The following is a 15,707-nucleotide window of genomic DNA, read 5'->3' as shown; positions in this document are numbered from 1 at the left end:
TTTTCATCGGATCCGCGCACCGGGCCGCCGGCCCGGTATCGCGTTCCTCTGCAGCCGATGCTTACTTGTTCGGCTGGGGCGTGAGGCGCAGATACGGACGCACCGCGTTGAAGCCCTTCGGGAAGCGCTTCTTCAGCTCTTCCGGATCCTGCAGCGACGGAACGATCACGACGTCGTCGCCATCCTTCCAGTTGCCGGGCGTCGCGACCTTGTAGTTGTCGGTCAGCTGCAGCGAGTCGATCACGCGCAGCACTTCGTCGAAGTTGCGCCCCGTGCTGGCCGGGTACGTGATGGTGAGCCGCACCTTCTTGTTCGGGTCGATCACGAACAGCGAACGCACCGTCAGCGTTTCGTTCGCGTTCGGGTGGATCATGTCGTACAGCTGCGAAACCTTGCGGTCCGCATCGGCGATGATCGGGAAGCCGACGACCGTCGACTGCGTGTCGTTGATGTCGTTGATCCAGCCCTTGTGCGACTCGACACCGTCGACCGACAGCGCGATCACTTTTACATTGCGTTTCTCGAATTCGCCCTTCAGCTTCGAGGTCAGCCCGAGTTCGGTCGTGCACACCGGCGTGTAGTCGGCCGGATGGGAGAACAGGACGCCCCAGCTGTTGCCGAGCCATTCGTGAAACTTGATCGGGCCCAGGCTCGATTCCTGCTCGAAATCCGGTGCGATGTCGCCAAGACGCAGACTCATGATGTTCCCTCCTCGAACGATGCTGGTTGAAACCGCGCCCGGATCGGCGCGGGAAAGTCTGTCAGCTTACGGGAAGCAATGGGGCGTGCGAACGATTATTCCGTTTGATATTCATACTTTTTTGTCATTTTTGCCTGATGCCGGTGCCGGACAGGCGGCCGCTGGGAAACTTTTCACCCCGTTTGCCGCTCTGTTCATGATTACAAGTCGTTTACCATGCGGTCTTGCACTGCCGTTGTGTGTGTTCCCGGCTCGCCAGCAGGCAGGCGTTTCGCTACGATGTGAACCTGCAGCATGACAGCACGAAGGGAGTTGCAATGTCGGAAATCAACAAGGAGAAACTGATGTCGGATATCAAAACCGTTCTCTCGGACGCCGAAGACCTGCTCAAGCAAGCTGCGAGCAGCACGGGCGACCGTGCGGCCGAGCTGCGCGAGAAAGCCATGTCGCGCCTCAAGCAGGCCAAGGAAAAGGCAGCCGACGTCCAGGTCGTGGTGGTCGAGAAAGGCAAGAAGGCCGCACGCGCGACCGACGATTACGTGCACGAGCATCCGTGGACGTCGATCGGCGTCGCCGCCGGCGTGGGCGTGCTGATCGGCCTGCTGATCAACCGCAAGTAACGCGCTCTGCGCCGTTTCGTCCCGTTGGCCGCGTCACGCGGCCTGCGGGCGTCGAAGCCAGCCGGCGGTTTCCGCCGGCCGGCTTTGTCCTAGCTGCACACTGCACGCGCACGCACCTTACCCATGACGACAGACACCCCCTCGCCGCCGTCCGGCCAAGGACCGCTGCGCCGCCTCGTCGGCTCCGCGATCGGCCTTCTGCAAACGCGCCTCGAACTGGTGGGCATCGAGCTTGCCGAGGAGAAGGAGCGCCTGATGGGCGTGCTGTTCCTCGGGCTCGCCGCGATGATGCTTGCGACGATGGCACTCATCAGCCTGACCGTGCTCATCGCGATCGCGTTCTGGGATACCTACCGCTGGCAGTCGCTCGCGGCGATCACCGCGCTGTATGCCGTAGGCGGGATCGCCTGCGCACTGAAGGCCCGCTCGGGCCTGCGCGATGCGCCGACCGTATTCGAGGCGACGCTCGCCGAACTCGAGAAAGACCGCGAACTGTTCCGCGGCAAGCCGTGAACGCAGTCGCGCTCACCCCTCCCACCTACTTCGCCGACGCGCCATGAGCCAGAACATCACGGGCAATTCACCCCGCTCCCATTCGTCGCGATCGAACTGGAGCGCGTCGCAGCATCGCGCGCTCCGCAAGGAACTGCTGATCCTGCGATCCGAAGTCGAGCGGCTCGAACTCGCGGAAGCCGCCGGCGAAATGCGCCATGCGGTCACGCGCTTCAGCTGGCTCAAGGTGTTCATCCCCGGCATGTCCAGCAACAAGTTCAGCCAGTCCGCCAAGAACCTGAACGCGAGCCTCGGCCAGCTCGTCAACCAGTATCCGATGCTGAGCTCGCTCGCGTCGCTCGTGCTCGCCAAACCCGTTCGCTCGCTGCTGCGCGCGAGCGCGGGCCCCGCGCTGAAGTGGGGTACCCTCGGTTTCGCTGCATGGGAGGTCTACCGGATCTGGAAGCAGTCCCGCGACGAGCGTGGTCTCGACACGCACGACGACTGACCATCGTCGCCCTCCTGCGCGCACGGCCAAGCGCCGTGGCGCGCCTTTCCTCCGCGTTCAACGCACACCCCAGCACGCGGCGACCTGTCCGTCGGCGCCATCACTGCGTACATTGCCTTTCGTCCCGTCCGAACGCAGCGTGAATGCACCGCACGCATCGTCGTGCATCGGGCCCGCGTCGAGTGGGATGGCCTTGAGGTCATAACTCACCGGCGAATCGTCGCGGTCCAACCCCTGAGCGCCAGTCGATAGACCGCGCGCCCGTCTGGCGGCGCCTGTGTGAGTGCCATCGGCAATGCCGCAGGTGGCACACCGTCCAGTGTTTCGAGATATTGGGCCGCCCGGTACAACGCGGCGACCGCCGACGCGCGATGAACGCGCACGACATGTTCGCGATACGACGGGATCCCCCATCCGGCCAGCACCGCGACGATCGCAAGCACGATCATCAGTTCGATCAGCGTGAATCCCGCCGAGCGGTACACGAACGTGCGGCCGTTCATCGATGCACCGTCGCGACGCGACGCCAGTGCAGGGTGATGATGTGTCCATCACGGATCGCGACCTGATGCTGCAGCCAGACTGCGCTCGATGCATGCGTACCGACGCCACGCGCGGTGACGACGTAAGCGCGACCGCCGACCGGCCCCGCCCCGCGCCACGCTTCGATCAGGCATCGTGGCAGTTGAACGGCCATCGGCCATCCGGCGAACGGCGCGAACGCTTCGGCGACCGCCAGCGTCGGCATGCGCCGCCACGCGTCGGGCTCCGCGCGCGAGTCGCCTTCGCTCACGTACGCCGCCGCGCCCCGGCGCAATCGCGCAGTGCACGCTGCCAGCGCGGCATCGGCTGCGTGGAATGCAACCAGCCGATCGGATAATGCGCGCGTGCGGCGCGATTCCGTCAGTGCGGCTTCGAACCACGTGCCGGTCAGCGCCGCCACCGCTGCGCCAACCGCGATCACGGCAGGCAATGCGAGGCCCGCGTCGCGACGCCAATCGCGGCTGGCTGACCGCAAGCGCATGTGCGGCGCTTGCTGGCTCGCTGTTTGGACTTTCGCACCTGCAGCCTGCCGCGGACCGTCACGGCGTGTTTCGATTCGCTCATGCAGGTGGCGTGCCGCGACGCACCGCGACCTCTCCCGTGCATACTGCCCCGCTCCGTTCATCGCGGCACCTCGAGTTCGTCCGTGCCACCACGCGACATATCGTCGAAGGTGCGTGCGGCATTGCGCAACGCGACGATGCGATCGAGCGTCAAACGCGCGCGGCCGTCTTGCGCGACGACGGTGCGGCCGTCGCAGTCGACGTGCCGCACCGGCTCGCCCGCCGGTTCGCCGCGCGCCCGCACGCAGACATGCACGGCCACGACATCGCGCCAGTCGTCGCCGCGCAATGCACCAGCCTCGACGAACTGCGTGCCGCCGCGGCGAAGATAACGCACCTGCAACTGATCGATTCCCGACACGACCGGCTGCGGCGTGCCCGGACGGCCGCTTCCTTCGCAATACAGTTCGGGCTCGCCCGTCGACGGACTGGTGTGCACATCGAAGCGGTTCTCCACCAGCGCACGTTCGCCGGACACGCCGACACCCTGCCCGAGGCAATCCGATACCTGGCCGCTGACGGTGAGCCACGTCGACACGGCATCGCCGACGTAGCGGATCAGCAACGCGTCCGACGCACCGCGTACCGACTCGCACCTTAACTGCGCGCCCCCTCCCCGCACGCGCGCCATCGAACAGCCGAACACCGGTGGCAACGAGGCCACGCCCTCCCCATCCATATCGAGCGGCCGAAATCCGGCCATCTGGATCTGCTGGCCGATCAGCATCAGTGCGGTGCCGGCCGCATCGCGCATCCGGAACCCGTCATCCGCTCGCCGCAGTGCGACACGCTGCGCGTGGTACAGCGCACCGGCCGCCGCAAGCACGAGCAGACCGACGGTCATCGCAATCAACACTTCAAGCAACGTATGCGCACGCATGCGGCGATCAGCGTTCATCGGCGTCAGTCTCCCGATACGGAATCCGGACGCACGACGGCGGCTGCGCCGAGCTTCCCGCCGCTTCGCATCGCGGCCCGGTGGCCGCATGGCCGCCGCGCCAGCCGACCACCGTGTAGCGGACGCCATCCGGCCCGTCACCACGCGCCATCGTGCCGCCGGGCAGCGACACCGCGGCCCGCGCCGCAAGGCCATCGTCGGCCTCCGCAGCGACGTGCAAACGCTCGATACGCGCATCGGCCAGCCACAGCGCGCGTTCACGCCAGATCGTCGCGCGCCGTGCACGCGCCATCGCAAGCTGGCTGCCCGCTACCGCCAGCATCACGGTCGCGAGCAGCGCGATGGCCAGCATCGCTTCGATCAGCAACGTGCCGCGCAAGGCGTTGCGCATGACGCTCACGCCGCGTCGCAGCGGCCGGCGACCATTCGCGCCCGGCCGACTGCCGCGATTCGCACGCAACGCGACGCATGCGCGTCGTCCGCCCCCGGCACGTCGCGTCGCGGACGCAATTCGAAGCGCCGGATACCACCGATTGCCTGACCGACCGGTGGTGCGAATGCGAGATCGTGTGCGGCGCCCGCGACGGCCACCGCGGCATCGTGCGGATAGCGCCGCAGCACGCGTGACTGCCCGTCGACCTGCCCGCTGACGATCCAGTCACACGACCATTCAACCGGATCGCACCGTTCCCCCGCACGCAGACAGGTGCTACCGCTACCGGCCCGACACAGCGTGACGCGCACACCGAGACGCGTCGCCTCGGTACGCGCAAACGACAGCGCACCGAGCAACGCGCGCGAGCGTGCATCCACGCGTTCGCGCATGCGCCACTGGTCGAACGCGGGCGCAGCATAAAGCGCGAGCCCGGCCGCCAGCGAGATGGCGACCATCAGTTCGACGAGCGTGAATCCGCCCGCGCGTCGCACTACATTTTTCAGGGGTTGAGCGTGCAGTCCCATCGCAGTCGTCCTTCGCCAAGGTGATGCGACGACTGTAGCGACACGTGCGAACACGCACCATTTGCCGAATGGCCGACTGGCGGCATGCGATCGCGACCGACACAATCGGCGCGAACTGATCCAACGGAGAAGACGATGAACGGACGCAGCGCGTCAGCGCTTACGCGGAGTCTTGGCGGGAGAGGCGCGACGGAACTCTTCGATCACGTCGGCAAATTCGGAAACGTCCTCGAACTGGCGATACACCGAGGCGAAGCGGACATAAGCGATCGTATCGAGGCCGCGCAACTCGTTCATCACGAGCTCGCCGAGTTTCTCGCTACGCACTTCGCGCTCGCCTGTCGCGAGCAATTGATATTCGATGCGGGCGACCGCCGCGTCGATCGCGTCGGCAGCAACCGGCCGCTTGCGCAGCGCGAGTTGCATGCTGGCGACGATCTTGCGACGGTCGAATTCCGTGCGGCTGCCGTCCTTCTTCACGACGAACGGCAGCGACAGCTCGACCCGCTCGTACGTCGTGAAGCGCTTGTCGCAAGCCGAGCAGCGACGGCGCCGCCGGATCGCGGCGCCATCTTCGGACACGCGGGAATCCACGACCTGCGTGTCGTCATGCCGGCAGAACGGGCAGCGCATCGTCGATCAGCGATAGACCGGGAAACGCTTGGTCAGCTCGGCGACCTGCGCGCGCACGCGCTCGATCGTCGCTGCATCTTCCGGATTGTCCAGCACGTCCGCGATCAGGTTGCCCACCTGCTCCGCTTCCGCCGGACCGAAGCCGCGCGTCGTCATCGCCGGCGAGCCCAGGCGCACGCCGCTCGTCACGAACGGCTTTTCCGGGTCGTTCGGGATCGCGTTCTTGTTCACCGTGATGTGCGCCGCGCCCAGTGCCGCTTCCGCTGCCTTGCCCGTGATGTTCTTCGCACGCAGGTCCACCAGCATCACGTGGCTTTCCGTACGGCCCGACACGATCCGCAGGCCACGCTTCACCAGCGTTTCGGCCAGCACGCGTGCGTTCTCGACCACCCTCTCCTGGTACGCCTTGAACTCCGGCGACAGCGCTTCCTTGAACGCCACCGCCTTGCCCGCGATCACGTGCATCAGCGGGCCGCCCTGGATCCCCGGGAAGATCGCCGAGTTGATCGGCTTCTCGTATTCCGCCTTCATCAGGATCACGCCGCCGCGCGGGCCGCGCAGGCTCTTGTGCGTCGTCGTCGTCACGAAGTCCGCGTGCGGCACCGGGTTCGGGTACACGCCCGCTGCGATCAGGCCGGCGTAGTGGGCCATGTCGACCATCAGGTACGCACCGACCGACTTCGCGATCTTCGCCAGGCGTTCGAAATCGATCTTCAGCGAGAACGCCGACGCGCCCGCGACGATCAGCTTCGGCTTGTGTTCCTGCGCGAGCTTCTCGGCCGCTTCGTAGTCGATGTCTTCGTTTTCGTTCAGGCCGTAGCTCACCACGTTGAACCACTTGCCCGACATGTTCACCGGCGAGCCGTGCGTCAGGTGGCCGCCGTGCGCGAGGCTCATGCCCATGATCGTGTCGCCCGGCTTGAGCATCGCGAAGAACACGCCCTGGTTCGCCTGCGAGCCCGAGTTCGGCTGCACGTTCGCGGCTTCCGCGCCGAACAGTTGCTTCACGCGGTCGATCGCCAGCTGCTCGACCACATCGACGTATTCGCAGCCGCCGTAGTAGCGCTTGCCCGGATACCCTTCGGCGTACTTGTTCGTGAGTTGCGAACCCTGTGCGGCCATCACCGCCGGGCTCGTGTAGTTTTCCGACGCGATCAGCTCGATGTGATCTTCTTGGCGGCGGTTTTCCTGTTCGATCGCGGCAAAGATTTCGGGATCGACGTTCGCAATGGTGCTTTGGGCTCTGTCAAACATACGGTTTCCGTTAAGTGTGTACAGGTTGACCGGAGCGGCCGAGTACGGTGCGCTGCTGGCGGGACCAGCTCGACGTGGCGGAGGAATCCGTATGACGCGAGGCAGGACAGCCACCGGCGATGCACGCGACGGCGCACAACGGCTGCCCAGGCGAACGGCAAAAACGGCGCCCCGCGCTTCACGGTGGGATGCTCCACCTTGAACCCGAAGGGTTCTATCGCCAGTCACGCAGGGGTGATGAGCGCGTTAGTGTATTGGATGCGTCATGAATAGGCAACCGCACGGCGGTGCGCCGGAAGCAATTGGGGCCAGACTCTACGCGCCCGTGCGGGAACGCTGTGCCGCCTTGCCGCGGTGCGGCAATCTCAGTAGGCTTGCGGGATACCACTCGCTATTTTGTCATCCACCAGGAGCAGCAATGATCGTGTTCGTCACAGGCGCGTCCGCCGGCTTCGGCGCCGCCATCGCCCGTGCCTTCGTCAAGGGAGGCCACCGCGTCGTCGCGACCGCGCGCCGCAAGGATCGTCTCGATGCGCTCGCCGCCGAACTCGGCGATTCCCTTCTGCCGCTCGAGCTCGACGTACGCGATCGTGCGGCCGTCGAGGCCGTGCCAGCCGCCCTTCCCGCCGAATTCGCGGCGCTCGACGTGCTCGTCAACAACGCCGGCCTCGCGCTCGGCGTCGAGCCGGCCCAAAAGGCCAGTCTCGACGAATGGCACACGATGATCGAAACGAACTGCACGGGCCTCGTCACGGTTACGCACGCGCTGCTGCCCGGCATGATCGACCGCGGCCGCGGCCACATCTTCAATATCGGCTCGGTCGCGGGTTCGTACCCTTATGCGGGCGGCAACGTCTACGGCGCGACCAAGGCTTTCGTCAGACAATTCAGCCTGAACCTGCGCGCCGACCTGCTCGGCACGCCGCTGCGCGTCACCGACATCGAGCCCGGCCTGTGCGGCGGCACCGAATTCTCGAACGTCCGCTATCGCGGCGACGACGCGAAAGCGGCGAACGTCTACAACAATGTCCAGCCGCTGATGCCCGACGACATCGCCGACACGATCTACTGGATCGCGACGCGCCCGGCGCATGTCAACGTCAACACGATCGAGCTGATGCCGGTCGCGCAAGCCCCCGGCGGCCCGACCGTCCACCGCGGCTGAAGCCACGCGGGCCCGGCCCTTCCGGGCCGGCCCGCGGTGTGCTACGACATACTACATTCCGTTACGAATCGGTTACGAATCAGGCCCTTGCCTTCCGGTAGAATGCGCGCCATGACCCAGCCTACCCGCTCCCCGGAAGCGCCCTCCGGCTTCATCTGGCCGGTGCGCGTGTACTACGAGGATACCGACGCAGGCGGCATCGTCTTCTATGCCAACTACCTGAAGTTCTTCGAACGCGCCCGCACCGAGTGGCTGCGCGCATGCGGCATCGACCAGCGCCAGCTCGCCGACGATACCGACGCGATCTTCGTCGTCCGCAGCACGTCGCTCGACTACCGCGCCCCGGCGCGACTCGACGACACGCTGGCGATCACGAGCCGGCCCGGACGCATCGGCCGCGCGTCGGTGGAATTCGCGCAGGAAGCCTGGTGCGGAGACACGCTGCTCGTGGCCGGGCACATCCGTCTCGGCTGCGTCGACCGTACCGGCATCCGGCCCGCGGCCATCCCGCCGGCCGTGCTCGACGCGCTGCAGCGCGGGCCCGTCATCGACGACGGGCAGACTGCACTGTCAACGAAGCTCGCATGAGCGCCGTTTAGACAAAGCCTATGAACTTGCCTTTCTGATTCGATACTAAGCAAGGTTCGGCGCCTGGCATGGCCGGCGCGCCGCGCCGCACGCATACCGGCGCCCCGAAGGGACGTTACTCAAACCTCTATGAACACTTCTCAAGACCTGTCGATCATTTCCCTCGTCCTCAATGCGAGCGTGCTGGCCCAGGCCGTGATGGGGCTGCTGCTGCTGCTGTCGCTGATGTCGTGGACCTTCATCTTCCGCAAGTGGTTTGCGATCCGCCGCGCACGCGCGCAGACCGAACGCTTCGAGAAGGATTTCTGGTCGGGCGGCGACCTGCAGGCGCTGTACCAGAGCGCAGCCAACAACCGCCACACGATCGGCGCGCTCGAGCGGATCTTCGAATCGGGCATGCGCGAGTTCCTGAAGGCGAAGGAAAAGCGCATCAGCGATCCGGGCCTCGTGCTCGACGGTGCGCGCCGCGCGATGCGCGCGTCGTTCCAGCGTGAAATGGACGTGCTCGAAGCGAACCTCGCGTTCCTCGCCTCGGTCGGCTCGGTCAGCCCGTACATCGGTCTGTTCGGCACGGTCTGGGGGATCATGAACTCGTTCCGCGGCCTCGCGAACGTGCAGCAGGCCACGCTCGCCAACGTCGCACCGGGCATCGCCGAGGCGCTCGTCGCCACCGCGATCGGCCTGTTCGCCGCGATTCCGGCGGTGGTCGCGTACAACCGCTACGCGCACGACATCGACCGCCTCGCGATCCGCTTCGAGACCTTCATCGAAGAGTTCTCGAACATCCTGCAGCGTCAGGCCCAGTAAGGAGCGCGCCATGGCAGGAAGTCCCATCCGATCCAGCATGCGCGGCGGCCGCTCGCGCCGCGCAATGGCCGACATCAACGTCGTGCCGTACATCGACGTGATGCTGGTGCTGCTCGTGATCTTCATGGTCACCGCACCGCTCGTCGCCCCGTCGATCATCAACCTGCCGACCGTCGGCAACGCCGCGCCGCAGGAGCAGACGCCGCCCGTCGTCGTCAACATCAAGGCCGATCGCACGATGAGCGTCAAGTACAAGGGTGACTCGGGCGCGACCCAGGAAGACACGATGACGAAGGCCGAGCTCGACAGCTTCATCGTGGCCCGGCAGGCTGACCATCCCGACCAGCCGGTCGTGATCGCGGCCGACAAGACGGTGCAGTACGATGCCGTCATGACCGTGATGTCCGATCTGAAGGCGCGCGGCGTCAAGCGCGTCGGCCTCCTCGTCAAATCGCAATGAACCGGCAGCAATCCACGCGCAGCTCCGCCTACCCGCCTCAGCCTCCCCGCGAGCGCGGCACCTGGCGCGCATTCGCGCTCGCCGCGCTGATGCACGTACTGCTCGCGCTGTTTCTGTATCACGGCGTGCAGTGGCAGAACAGCACGCCGGCCGGCGCCGAAGCCGAGCTGTGGACCGAGGTGCCCGATGTCCCGGCGCCGCGGCCCGTTGTCACACCCGCACCGCCCGTGAAGGTCGCGCCGCCCCCTCCCCCGGTGCGCGACGAACAGGCCGACATCGCGCTGCAGCAGAAGAAGCGGCAGCAGGAAGCGGCCGCGCGTGAAGCATTGCTCGAGCAGCAGCGCCGCGCGCAGCAACTGAAGGCCCAGCGGGAAGAGGAAGCCCGGCGCGCGCAGCTCGCGGCGCAGCAGGCGGCCGCACTCGCCGCGCAGAAGGCCGCGGAACGCGACAAGCAGAAGCAGGCCGACAAGCTCAAGCAACAGCAGCTCGCCGAGCAGCAGAAGCTCGAACAGCAGAAACTCCAGCAACAGAAGCAGGCGCAGCTCGAAGCGCAGCAGGCGGCGAAGGCGAAGGCCGACGCGGCCGCGAAGGCAAAGGCGGAAGCCCAGGCCAAGGCGAAGGCCGAAGCCACGGCGCGCGCGAAGGCCGAAGCGGCAGCGAACGCGAAGCTCGACCGCGAGCGCAGCGCACGCCTGGCACAGATGCAGGGCCTGTCCGGCGCCGGTGAAGGCGGCGGCGAAGGCCTCGCGAAAAGCGGCACGGGCACGGGCTCAGGCGGCAATGCCGCGACGCCCGGCTATGCCGACAAGGTGCGCCGCCGCGTCAAACCGAACATCGTTTGGGGCGGTGAGCGAGCAGGCCTGACCACCGTCGTCAAGATTCGGTGCACGCCGTCCGGTGACGTATTGAGCGCATCGGTTTCCCGCTCCAGCGGGAATTCGGGGTGGGATCAAGCCGTGGTGAGTGCAATCCACGCTTCGGTCCCGTTGCCGCCCGATTCTAACGGTCGTACCCCGTCGGACATTACGATTACCTTCAAGGCGGCGGAGTGAAAAGAAATGCGCTTACACTCCGGGCGTCGCTGTCGGACGGGAACGAATCGGGTATTTTTACTGTCTCTGCCGTTGCGCAGCGATCCAAGCCATACGGGAAGCAAGAAGCATGAGTTTGATGACAAAGCTAGGTTTCAGGGCACTCGTGGCCTCGTGTCTGATTACGGCGGGCAGCGCCGCTAACGCCCAGGTCAACGTGCTGATCACCGGTGTCGGGTCGACCCAGTTCCCCATCGCCACGGCGAATTTCGCGAATGAGGCGAACCTGCCGCAGCAGGTCACGTCGATCGTCCGCGCCGACCTCGCCCGCAGCGGCAAATTCACCAACATCGACGCCGGCAGCACGCCCGTGCCGGAGAGCGCGTCGGTCGATCTCGGCGCATGGAAGGCCAAGGGCGCGAATGCGTTCGTCGCCGGCAGCGTGAACCGCGAGGCGAACGGCCAGTACAAGGTCAACTTCATCCTGTACGACACCGTGAAGCAGCAAAGCCTCGGCGGCCTGTCCCTGACGGCCACCGACACCACGCTGCGCACGGCCGGCCACAAGATCGCCGACTACATCTACCAGAAGCTGCTCGGCGTGCGCGGCGTGTTCGCCACGCGCCTGTCGTACGTGATCAAGACCGGTAACCGCTACCAGTTGCAGATCTCGGATTCGGACGGCCAGAACGCGCGCATCGCGCTGTCGAGCACCGAACCGATCATCTCGCCGTCCTGGTCGCCGAGCGGCACGAAGGTCGCGTATGTCTCGTTCGAGCGCAAGAAGCCGATCGTCTACATCCACGACCTGCCGACCGGCCATCGCTACATCGTCTCCGACCAGAAGGGCAACAACAGCGCACCGGCCTGGTCGCCGGACAGCAACACGCTGGCCGTCGCGCTGTCGCTGACGGGCAACACGCAAATCTATACGGTCAACTCCACGGGCGGCGGCCTGCGCCGCCTCACGCAGAGCAGCTCGATCGACACCGAGCCGTTCTACTCGCCGGACGGCCGCTGGATCTACTTCACGAGCGATCGCGGCGGCGCGCCGCAGATCTACCGGATGCCGGCACAGGGCGAAAGCGCCGGGGCCGCGCAGCGCGTGACTTTCACCGGCAGCTACAACACGAGTCCGCGTATCAGCCCGGACGGCAAGCTGCTCGCTTACATCTCCCGCACCGGCGGGGGCTTCAAGCTGTACGTTCAGGATCTGCAGTCCGGCGCGGCGAACGCCATCACGAATACGAATCGCGACGAATCGCCGAGCTTCGCGGCAAACGGCCAGTACCTTCTGTACGCTACCCAGTCGGGTGGTCGCAATGTTCTGGCAGCAGTGCCCTCGGACGGCAGCGCGCCGCCGCAAATCCTGTCCGTCCAGGGCGGCTCCGTACGTGAGCCGTCGTGGGGGCCCTTCATGCAATGACCACAAGGAGAGTAAACATGATGTCGAATAAAGCTCGTCTGGCCCTGGCCGTGATGATGATCAGCGCGCTCGCAGCGTGCAAGTCGGGCGTGAAGCTCGACGACAAGGCGAATGCCGGCGGTGCGGTCAGCACGCAGCCGAGCGCCGACAACGTCGCGCAAGTGAACGTCGATCCGCTGAACGACCCGAACAGCCCGCTCGCGAAGCGCAGCATCTACTTCGACTTCGACAGCTATTCGGTGAAGGACGAGTATCAGCCGCTGATGCAGCAGCACGCTCAGTACCTGAAGAGCCATCCGCAGCGCCACGTGCTGATCCAGGGCAACACCGACGAACGCGGCACGAGCGAGTACAACCTCGCGCTGGGCCAGAAGCGTGCGGAAGCCGTCCGTCGCGCGATGGCACTGCTCGGCGTGAACGATTCGCAAATGGAAGCCGTGAGCCTCGGCAAGGAAAAGCCGCAGGCAACGGGTCACGACGAAGCATCGTGGGCGCAGAACCGTCGCGCCGACCTCGTCTACCAACAGTAAGTAACGGAAGAATCGCCGTATGACGCACCGTGTATCCCTGCTGCGCGTTGCCGCAGCATTCTGCGTCGCGGGCGCGGCGTGGTCGGCCGCGCCGGCGCACGCCGGCGTGTTCGACGACAACGAAGCGCGCCGCGCCGTGCTCGATCTGCGCAGCAAAACCGACAACCTGGCGAGCCAGTTGTCCGCCGCCCAGCGTACGATCCTCGATCAATCCGGCCGCCTCGACCAGCTGAACCAGCAGGTCGCGACGCTGCGCGGCGAGAACGAGGACCTGACGAACCGGCTGACGACGCTCGAGCGGCAGCAGAAGGAGTACTACCAGGATCTCGACACGCGGCTCAAGAAGTTCGAGCCGCAGCAGGCGACGATCGATGGTGTCGAAGGCACCGTGCAGCCGGGTGAAACGGATGCGCTCAGTGCGGCGCAGCAGCAGTTCCGCAACGGCAACTTCAAGGCGGCCGCGGCTTCGTTCCGCGCGTTCATCGCGAAGTATCCGCAGAGCCCCTACCAGCCGACCGCGCAGTACTGGTACGGCAATGCGCAATACGCGCTGCGCGACTACCGCGGTTCGACTGCAACGTGGCAAGGGATCGTCAGCAAGTTCCCGCAGCATCCGCGCGCAGCCGACGCCCTCGTGGCAATCGGCACGAACCAGCTCGAGCAAGGCCAGAAGGCGGCCGCGAAGAAGACGTTCGAGCAGGTCGTGTCGCAGTACGCCGGATCGAACGCAGCGCAGACCGCTCAGGGCAAGCTCGAGACGATCAAATAATTATCGCGGCGGGTTGTTGACAGCCTGACAACCCATCGCTATAATTTTTTGCTCTTCAGGTCGTTGCCCAAGTTGTTGAAGCAACGAACGAACAGGTTTCAAGAACGTGGGGTGGTAACTCAGTTGGTTAGAGTATCTGACTTTTAATCAGAGAGTCGAGGGTTCGAGTCCCTCCCACCCTACCAACTATCTTTGATAGTGCAAATTAAAGCCTCCCAAGTGGAGGCTTTTTTGCGCCTGTCGCCGAGCGGCCTATGCCGCTCATTTTCACTTCACGGCCAAACGCCCATCGCGATCCCCCGCCTTTATCGCATCCCGCACATGCGCCCCCAAAGCGGGCTGAGCAACTATTGCGACGACTGTTCAGCAATTGCCTCTATCAGTGCCAAAATCACCTCGCGTTTGCGCGCGTCGAGCGCTCGAAATCCAGAGACGATCCGCCGCTCGTCTGGGTTTTCAAGCCGGGCGCTTTCTTCGCCCGTAAGCACGTACCAGACATCGACGCCAGCAAGTGCAATCGCGCTCAAGTAGTCGGAGTTCGGGCGCCTCATGCCCTTTTCGTACTGAAATTGTGCGTGTTTCTGGACCCCTCCCAGCACCGCCAGTTCAGTCTGATTCAACCCCAAACGCAATCGCTCCCTTTTTAGCCGCACTTCAAAGTCATTCATTTGATATTTTTTTCTCCTTGACAATATATCAAACGGCTCTAAACTGAAATCCAGAAGTATCCGATTGCTAGTCCCCCGTAGCGGGACGTTTGCGCGGGCCGACGCTGGCCGGGATTCCTCGATGCGGAGATTGCATGTCCCTCACCTATGAAATGTGCGGCTCGCTGTCTGTACGCGACAATTTTCGGCACTACCATGCGCAGCAATTCACTCGGACCATTGCCGAGCCCGCAGACATCTACTTCGCGACCGATGCCGTCACACGATCCCTCGTAATTCGCATTCGTGGCGCACTGACAGACGACGAAACGAAATCGGTCGACGGCGCATTGGAACAATTCTCCCAGAAATGGGCGCAGACCGGCGCAATCTTCAGGCGAGTGCGCTATGGCGAGGTGTCGTTCGTGCCTGTTGGATTCGCTTTGCACGCTGAACTGCTTAAGAAGCTCATCGATGAGCAGACTCGACTGGAAGCGCTTCTACAGCGTCAGACACGGATTCTCGAAAAGTTTCGGCCTACTGCGAGCTAGCGTACGGGCTCACCAACATTCGAGCGCCAACTGCAACGCTATGGAGTCAAACCAACGGAGGTTCAGCATGAAAGAGGTAGCGCCTTATGTCCTGACCGGAGCTCTGGCCGTGCAGGACGATTTGGAAGACGAGCAACTCGATCGAGTCTCCCGCCATCTAGGGGGTATCGCCACGGTGTATGCGAAGCACGACAAGATTGCCCACACTGTCGCATTGCGCATCTCCGGCACGCTAGTACGTGACGACGTGCGCTATATCGAGCAGCGTGTGGAGCGGTTCGCGGAGGAAAACGCCCGCGTCGCCGCGATTCTCATCAGCGAGTGGAATGGTGTGACGAGCGAGCTCGTTGTCGGTATGAACTGGGACGCACAGTGTCTGCTCAGGCTCGGCGCCGCACAGGAACAGCTCGGGAAGCTCACGGAACAGTACTTTGACTTTCTGCTGCGTATCGAACCCCCAAGCTCCCCTGTCAACGGTAGTCCGCTCGTGCGTGTCGCGATCGAAACACAAAACGATCGATTTTCGACGGATAGGTTCGCCCCCTAACTCAGTCTCCAGGTA

The 15,707-nt window shown here is 64.7% G+C and carries 22 protein-coding genes, 1 tRNA gene, 1 pseudogene and 1 riboswitch; of the genes and pseudogenes, 15 read left to right on the top strand and 9 right to left on the bottom strand.

All coding sequences use genetic code 11. The annotated features are described in order from the left end of the window. Positions 1–61 precede the first annotated feature (61 nt). Positions 62–700 (bottom strand): peroxiredoxin, encoded by a 639-nt coding sequence (locus tag CFB41_RS03860; RefSeq protein ID WP_069247250.1) that lies wholly within the window; start codon positions 698–700, stop codon positions 62–64. On the opposite strand from CFB41_RS03860, the gene CFB41_RS37170 reads away from it, so the two are divergent. From CFB41_RS37170 to CFB41_RS03845, 4 genes are all read left to right on the top strand, one after another. Continuing rightward, complete coding sequence (locus tag CFB41_RS37170; protein ID WP_143330793.1) at positions 699–998, top strand: hypothetical protein; 300 nt, start codon at positions 699–701, stop codon at positions 996–998. The genes CFB41_RS03860 and CFB41_RS37170 overlap by 2 nt on opposite strands. A gap of 19 nt (positions 999–1,017) precedes the next feature. Further along, positions 1,018–1,320, top strand: a complete 303-nt coding sequence (locus CFB41_RS03855; protein ID WP_006494044.1) for a YqjD family protein — start codon at positions 1,018–1,020, stop codon at positions 1,318–1,320. Positions 1,321–1,443: 123 nt separating this feature from the next. After that, entirely contained in the window at positions 1,444–1,833 is a 390-nt protein-coding gene (locus tag CFB41_RS03850; RefSeq protein WP_089455665.1) for a phage holin family protein, read from the top strand. 43 nt (positions 1,834–1,876) lie between these two features. Then, positions 1,877–2,320 carry a DUF3318 domain-containing protein gene (locus tag CFB41_RS03845; RefSeq protein WP_089455664.1) on the top strand — a complete coding sequence of 148 codons (444 nt, stop codon included), beginning with the start codon at positions 1,877–1,879 and terminating at the stop codon, positions 2,318–2,320. Between the two features lie 57 nt (positions 2,321–2,377). Here CFB41_RS03845 and CFB41_RS38870 read toward each other — a convergent pair. The 7 genes and pseudogenes from CFB41_RS38870 to glyA form a co-directional block, all read right to left on the bottom strand. Beyond that, positions 2,378–2,823: pseudogene (locus CFB41_RS38870) on the bottom strand (type IV pilin protein). Further along, the gene (locus CFB41_RS03835) at positions 2,820–3,344 is read right to left on the bottom strand and encodes a hypothetical protein (RefSeq protein ID WP_179249956.1); all 525 of its coding nucleotides are present in this window, start codon (positions 3,342–3,344) and stop codon (positions 2,820–2,822) included. Before CFB41_RS03835 ends, CFB41_RS38870 begins: the two are co-directional and overlap by 4 nt. A 140-nt stretch (positions 3,345–3,484) precedes the next feature. Next, positions 3,485–4,324 (bottom strand): PilW family protein, encoded by an 840-nt coding sequence (locus tag CFB41_RS03830; protein WP_089455663.1) that lies wholly within the window; start codon positions 4,322–4,324, stop codon positions 3,485–3,487. After that, positions 4,314–4,715 (bottom strand): hypothetical protein, encoded by a 402-nt coding sequence (locus CFB41_RS03825; protein WP_089455662.1) that lies wholly within the window; start codon positions 4,713–4,715, stop codon positions 4,314–4,316. Before CFB41_RS03825 ends, CFB41_RS03830 begins: the two co-directional genes overlap by 11 nt. Positions 4,716–4,720: 5 nt before the next feature. Continuing rightward, positions 4,721–5,284, bottom strand: coding sequence for a GspH/FimT family pseudopilin (locus CFB41_RS03820; RefSeq protein WP_089455661.1), 564 nt, complete (start codon positions 5,282–5,284; stop codon positions 4,721–4,723). A 153-nt stretch (positions 5,285–5,437) separates the two neighbouring features. After that, entirely contained in the window at positions 5,438–5,917 is a 480-nt protein-coding gene (gene nrdR / locus CFB41_RS03815) for a transcriptional regulator NrdR (RefSeq protein ID WP_050011738.1), read from the bottom strand. 6 nt (positions 5,918–5,923) lie between these two features. Further along, on the bottom strand, positions 5,924–7,171 hold the full coding sequence (gene glyA, locus CFB41_RS03810) for a serine hydroxymethyltransferase (protein WP_089455660.1): 1,248 nt from the start codon (positions 7,169–7,171) through the stop codon (positions 5,924–5,926). Positions 7,172–7,308: 137 nt separating this feature from the next. Beyond that, a riboswitch (ZMP/ZTP riboswitch) is annotated at positions 7,309–7,409 on the bottom strand. Positions 7,410–7,589: 180 nt separating this feature from the next. Here glyA and CFB41_RS03800 point away from each other — a divergent pair. The 9 genes from CFB41_RS03800 to CFB41_RS03760 all read left to right on the top strand — a co-directional run bounded on the left by CFB41_RS03800 (position 7,590) and on the right by CFB41_RS03760 (position 14,132). Continuing rightward, a complete protein-coding gene (locus CFB41_RS03800) occupies positions 7,590–8,336 on the top strand; it encodes an SDR family NAD(P)-dependent oxidoreductase (RefSeq protein ID WP_089455659.1) in 747 nt (248 codons plus the stop codon). A 102-nt stretch (positions 8,337–8,438) separates the two neighbouring features. Further along, positions 8,439–8,924: a tol-pal system-associated acyl-CoA thioesterase gene (ybgC, locus tag CFB41_RS03795; protein WP_089439317.1), complete on the top strand. Its 486-nt coding sequence runs from the start codon at positions 8,439–8,441 to the stop codon at positions 8,922–8,924. A 129-nt stretch (positions 8,925–9,053) separates the two neighbouring features. Further along, complete coding sequence (tolQ, locus tag CFB41_RS03790) at positions 9,054–9,731, top strand: protein TolQ (protein ID WP_021157170.1); 678 nt, start codon at positions 9,054–9,056, stop codon at positions 9,729–9,731. A gap of 10 nt (positions 9,732–9,741) precedes the next feature. After that, on the top strand, positions 9,742–10,191 hold the full coding sequence (tolR, locus tag CFB41_RS03785; protein WP_011351075.1) for a protein TolR: 450 nt from the start codon (positions 9,742–9,744) through the stop codon (positions 10,189–10,191). Continuing rightward, complete coding sequence (gene tolA, locus CFB41_RS03780; RefSeq protein ID WP_089439316.1) at positions 10,188–11,243, top strand: cell envelope integrity protein TolA; 1,056 nt, start codon at positions 10,188–10,190, stop codon at positions 11,241–11,243. Before tolR ends, tolA begins: the two co-directional genes overlap by 4 nt. A gap of 109 nt (positions 11,244–11,352) precedes the next feature. Then, positions 11,353–12,648, top strand: a complete 1,296-nt coding sequence (gene tolB / locus CFB41_RS03775; protein ID WP_089439315.1) for a Tol-Pal system beta propeller repeat protein TolB — start codon at positions 11,353–11,355, stop codon at positions 12,646–12,648. 17 nt (positions 12,649–12,665) lie between these two features. Then, complete coding sequence (pal, locus tag CFB41_RS03770; RefSeq protein WP_089439314.1) at positions 12,666–13,178, top strand: peptidoglycan-associated lipoprotein Pal; 513 nt, start codon at positions 12,666–12,668, stop codon at positions 13,176–13,178. A gap of 19 nt (positions 13,179–13,197) precedes the next feature. Then, positions 13,198–13,947: a tol-pal system protein YbgF gene (gene ybgF / locus CFB41_RS03765; protein WP_011351071.1), complete on the top strand. Its 750-nt coding sequence runs from the start codon at positions 13,198–13,200 to the stop codon at positions 13,945–13,947. Between the two features lie 108 nt (positions 13,948–14,055). Continuing rightward, positions 14,056–14,132, top strand: a tRNA-Lys gene (locus tag CFB41_RS03760). 162 nt (positions 14,133–14,294) lie between these two features. On the opposite strand, the gene CFB41_RS03755 is transcribed toward CFB41_RS03760, so the two are convergent. Next, positions 14,295–14,615 (bottom strand): helix-turn-helix domain-containing protein, encoded by a 321-nt coding sequence (locus tag CFB41_RS03755; RefSeq protein ID WP_071333988.1) that lies wholly within the window; start codon positions 14,613–14,615, stop codon positions 14,295–14,297. A 134-nt stretch (positions 14,616–14,749) separates the two neighbouring features. Between CFB41_RS03755 and CFB41_RS03750 the strand changes: the two genes are divergently transcribed. Beyond that, the gene (locus CFB41_RS03750; RefSeq protein WP_071333987.1) at positions 14,750–15,145 is read left to right on the top strand and encodes a hypothetical protein; all 396 of its coding nucleotides are present in this window, start codon (positions 14,750–14,752) and stop codon (positions 15,143–15,145) included. Positions 15,146–15,212: 67 nt separating this feature from the next. Next, on the top strand, positions 15,213–15,692 hold the full coding sequence (locus CFB41_RS03745) for a hypothetical protein (protein WP_089456555.1): 480 nt from the start codon (positions 15,213–15,215) through the stop codon (positions 15,690–15,692). Positions 15,693–15,707: the final 15 nt, after the last annotated feature.

This window comes from Burkholderia sp. AU33803 (genome assembly GCF_002223095.1).
GTDB lineage: Bacteria > Pseudomonadota > Gammaproteobacteria > Burkholderiales > Burkholderiaceae > Burkholderia.
The sequence above is the reverse complement of the archived record's forward strand: the minus strand, read 5'-3'. Positions and strand labels throughout refer to the sequence as shown.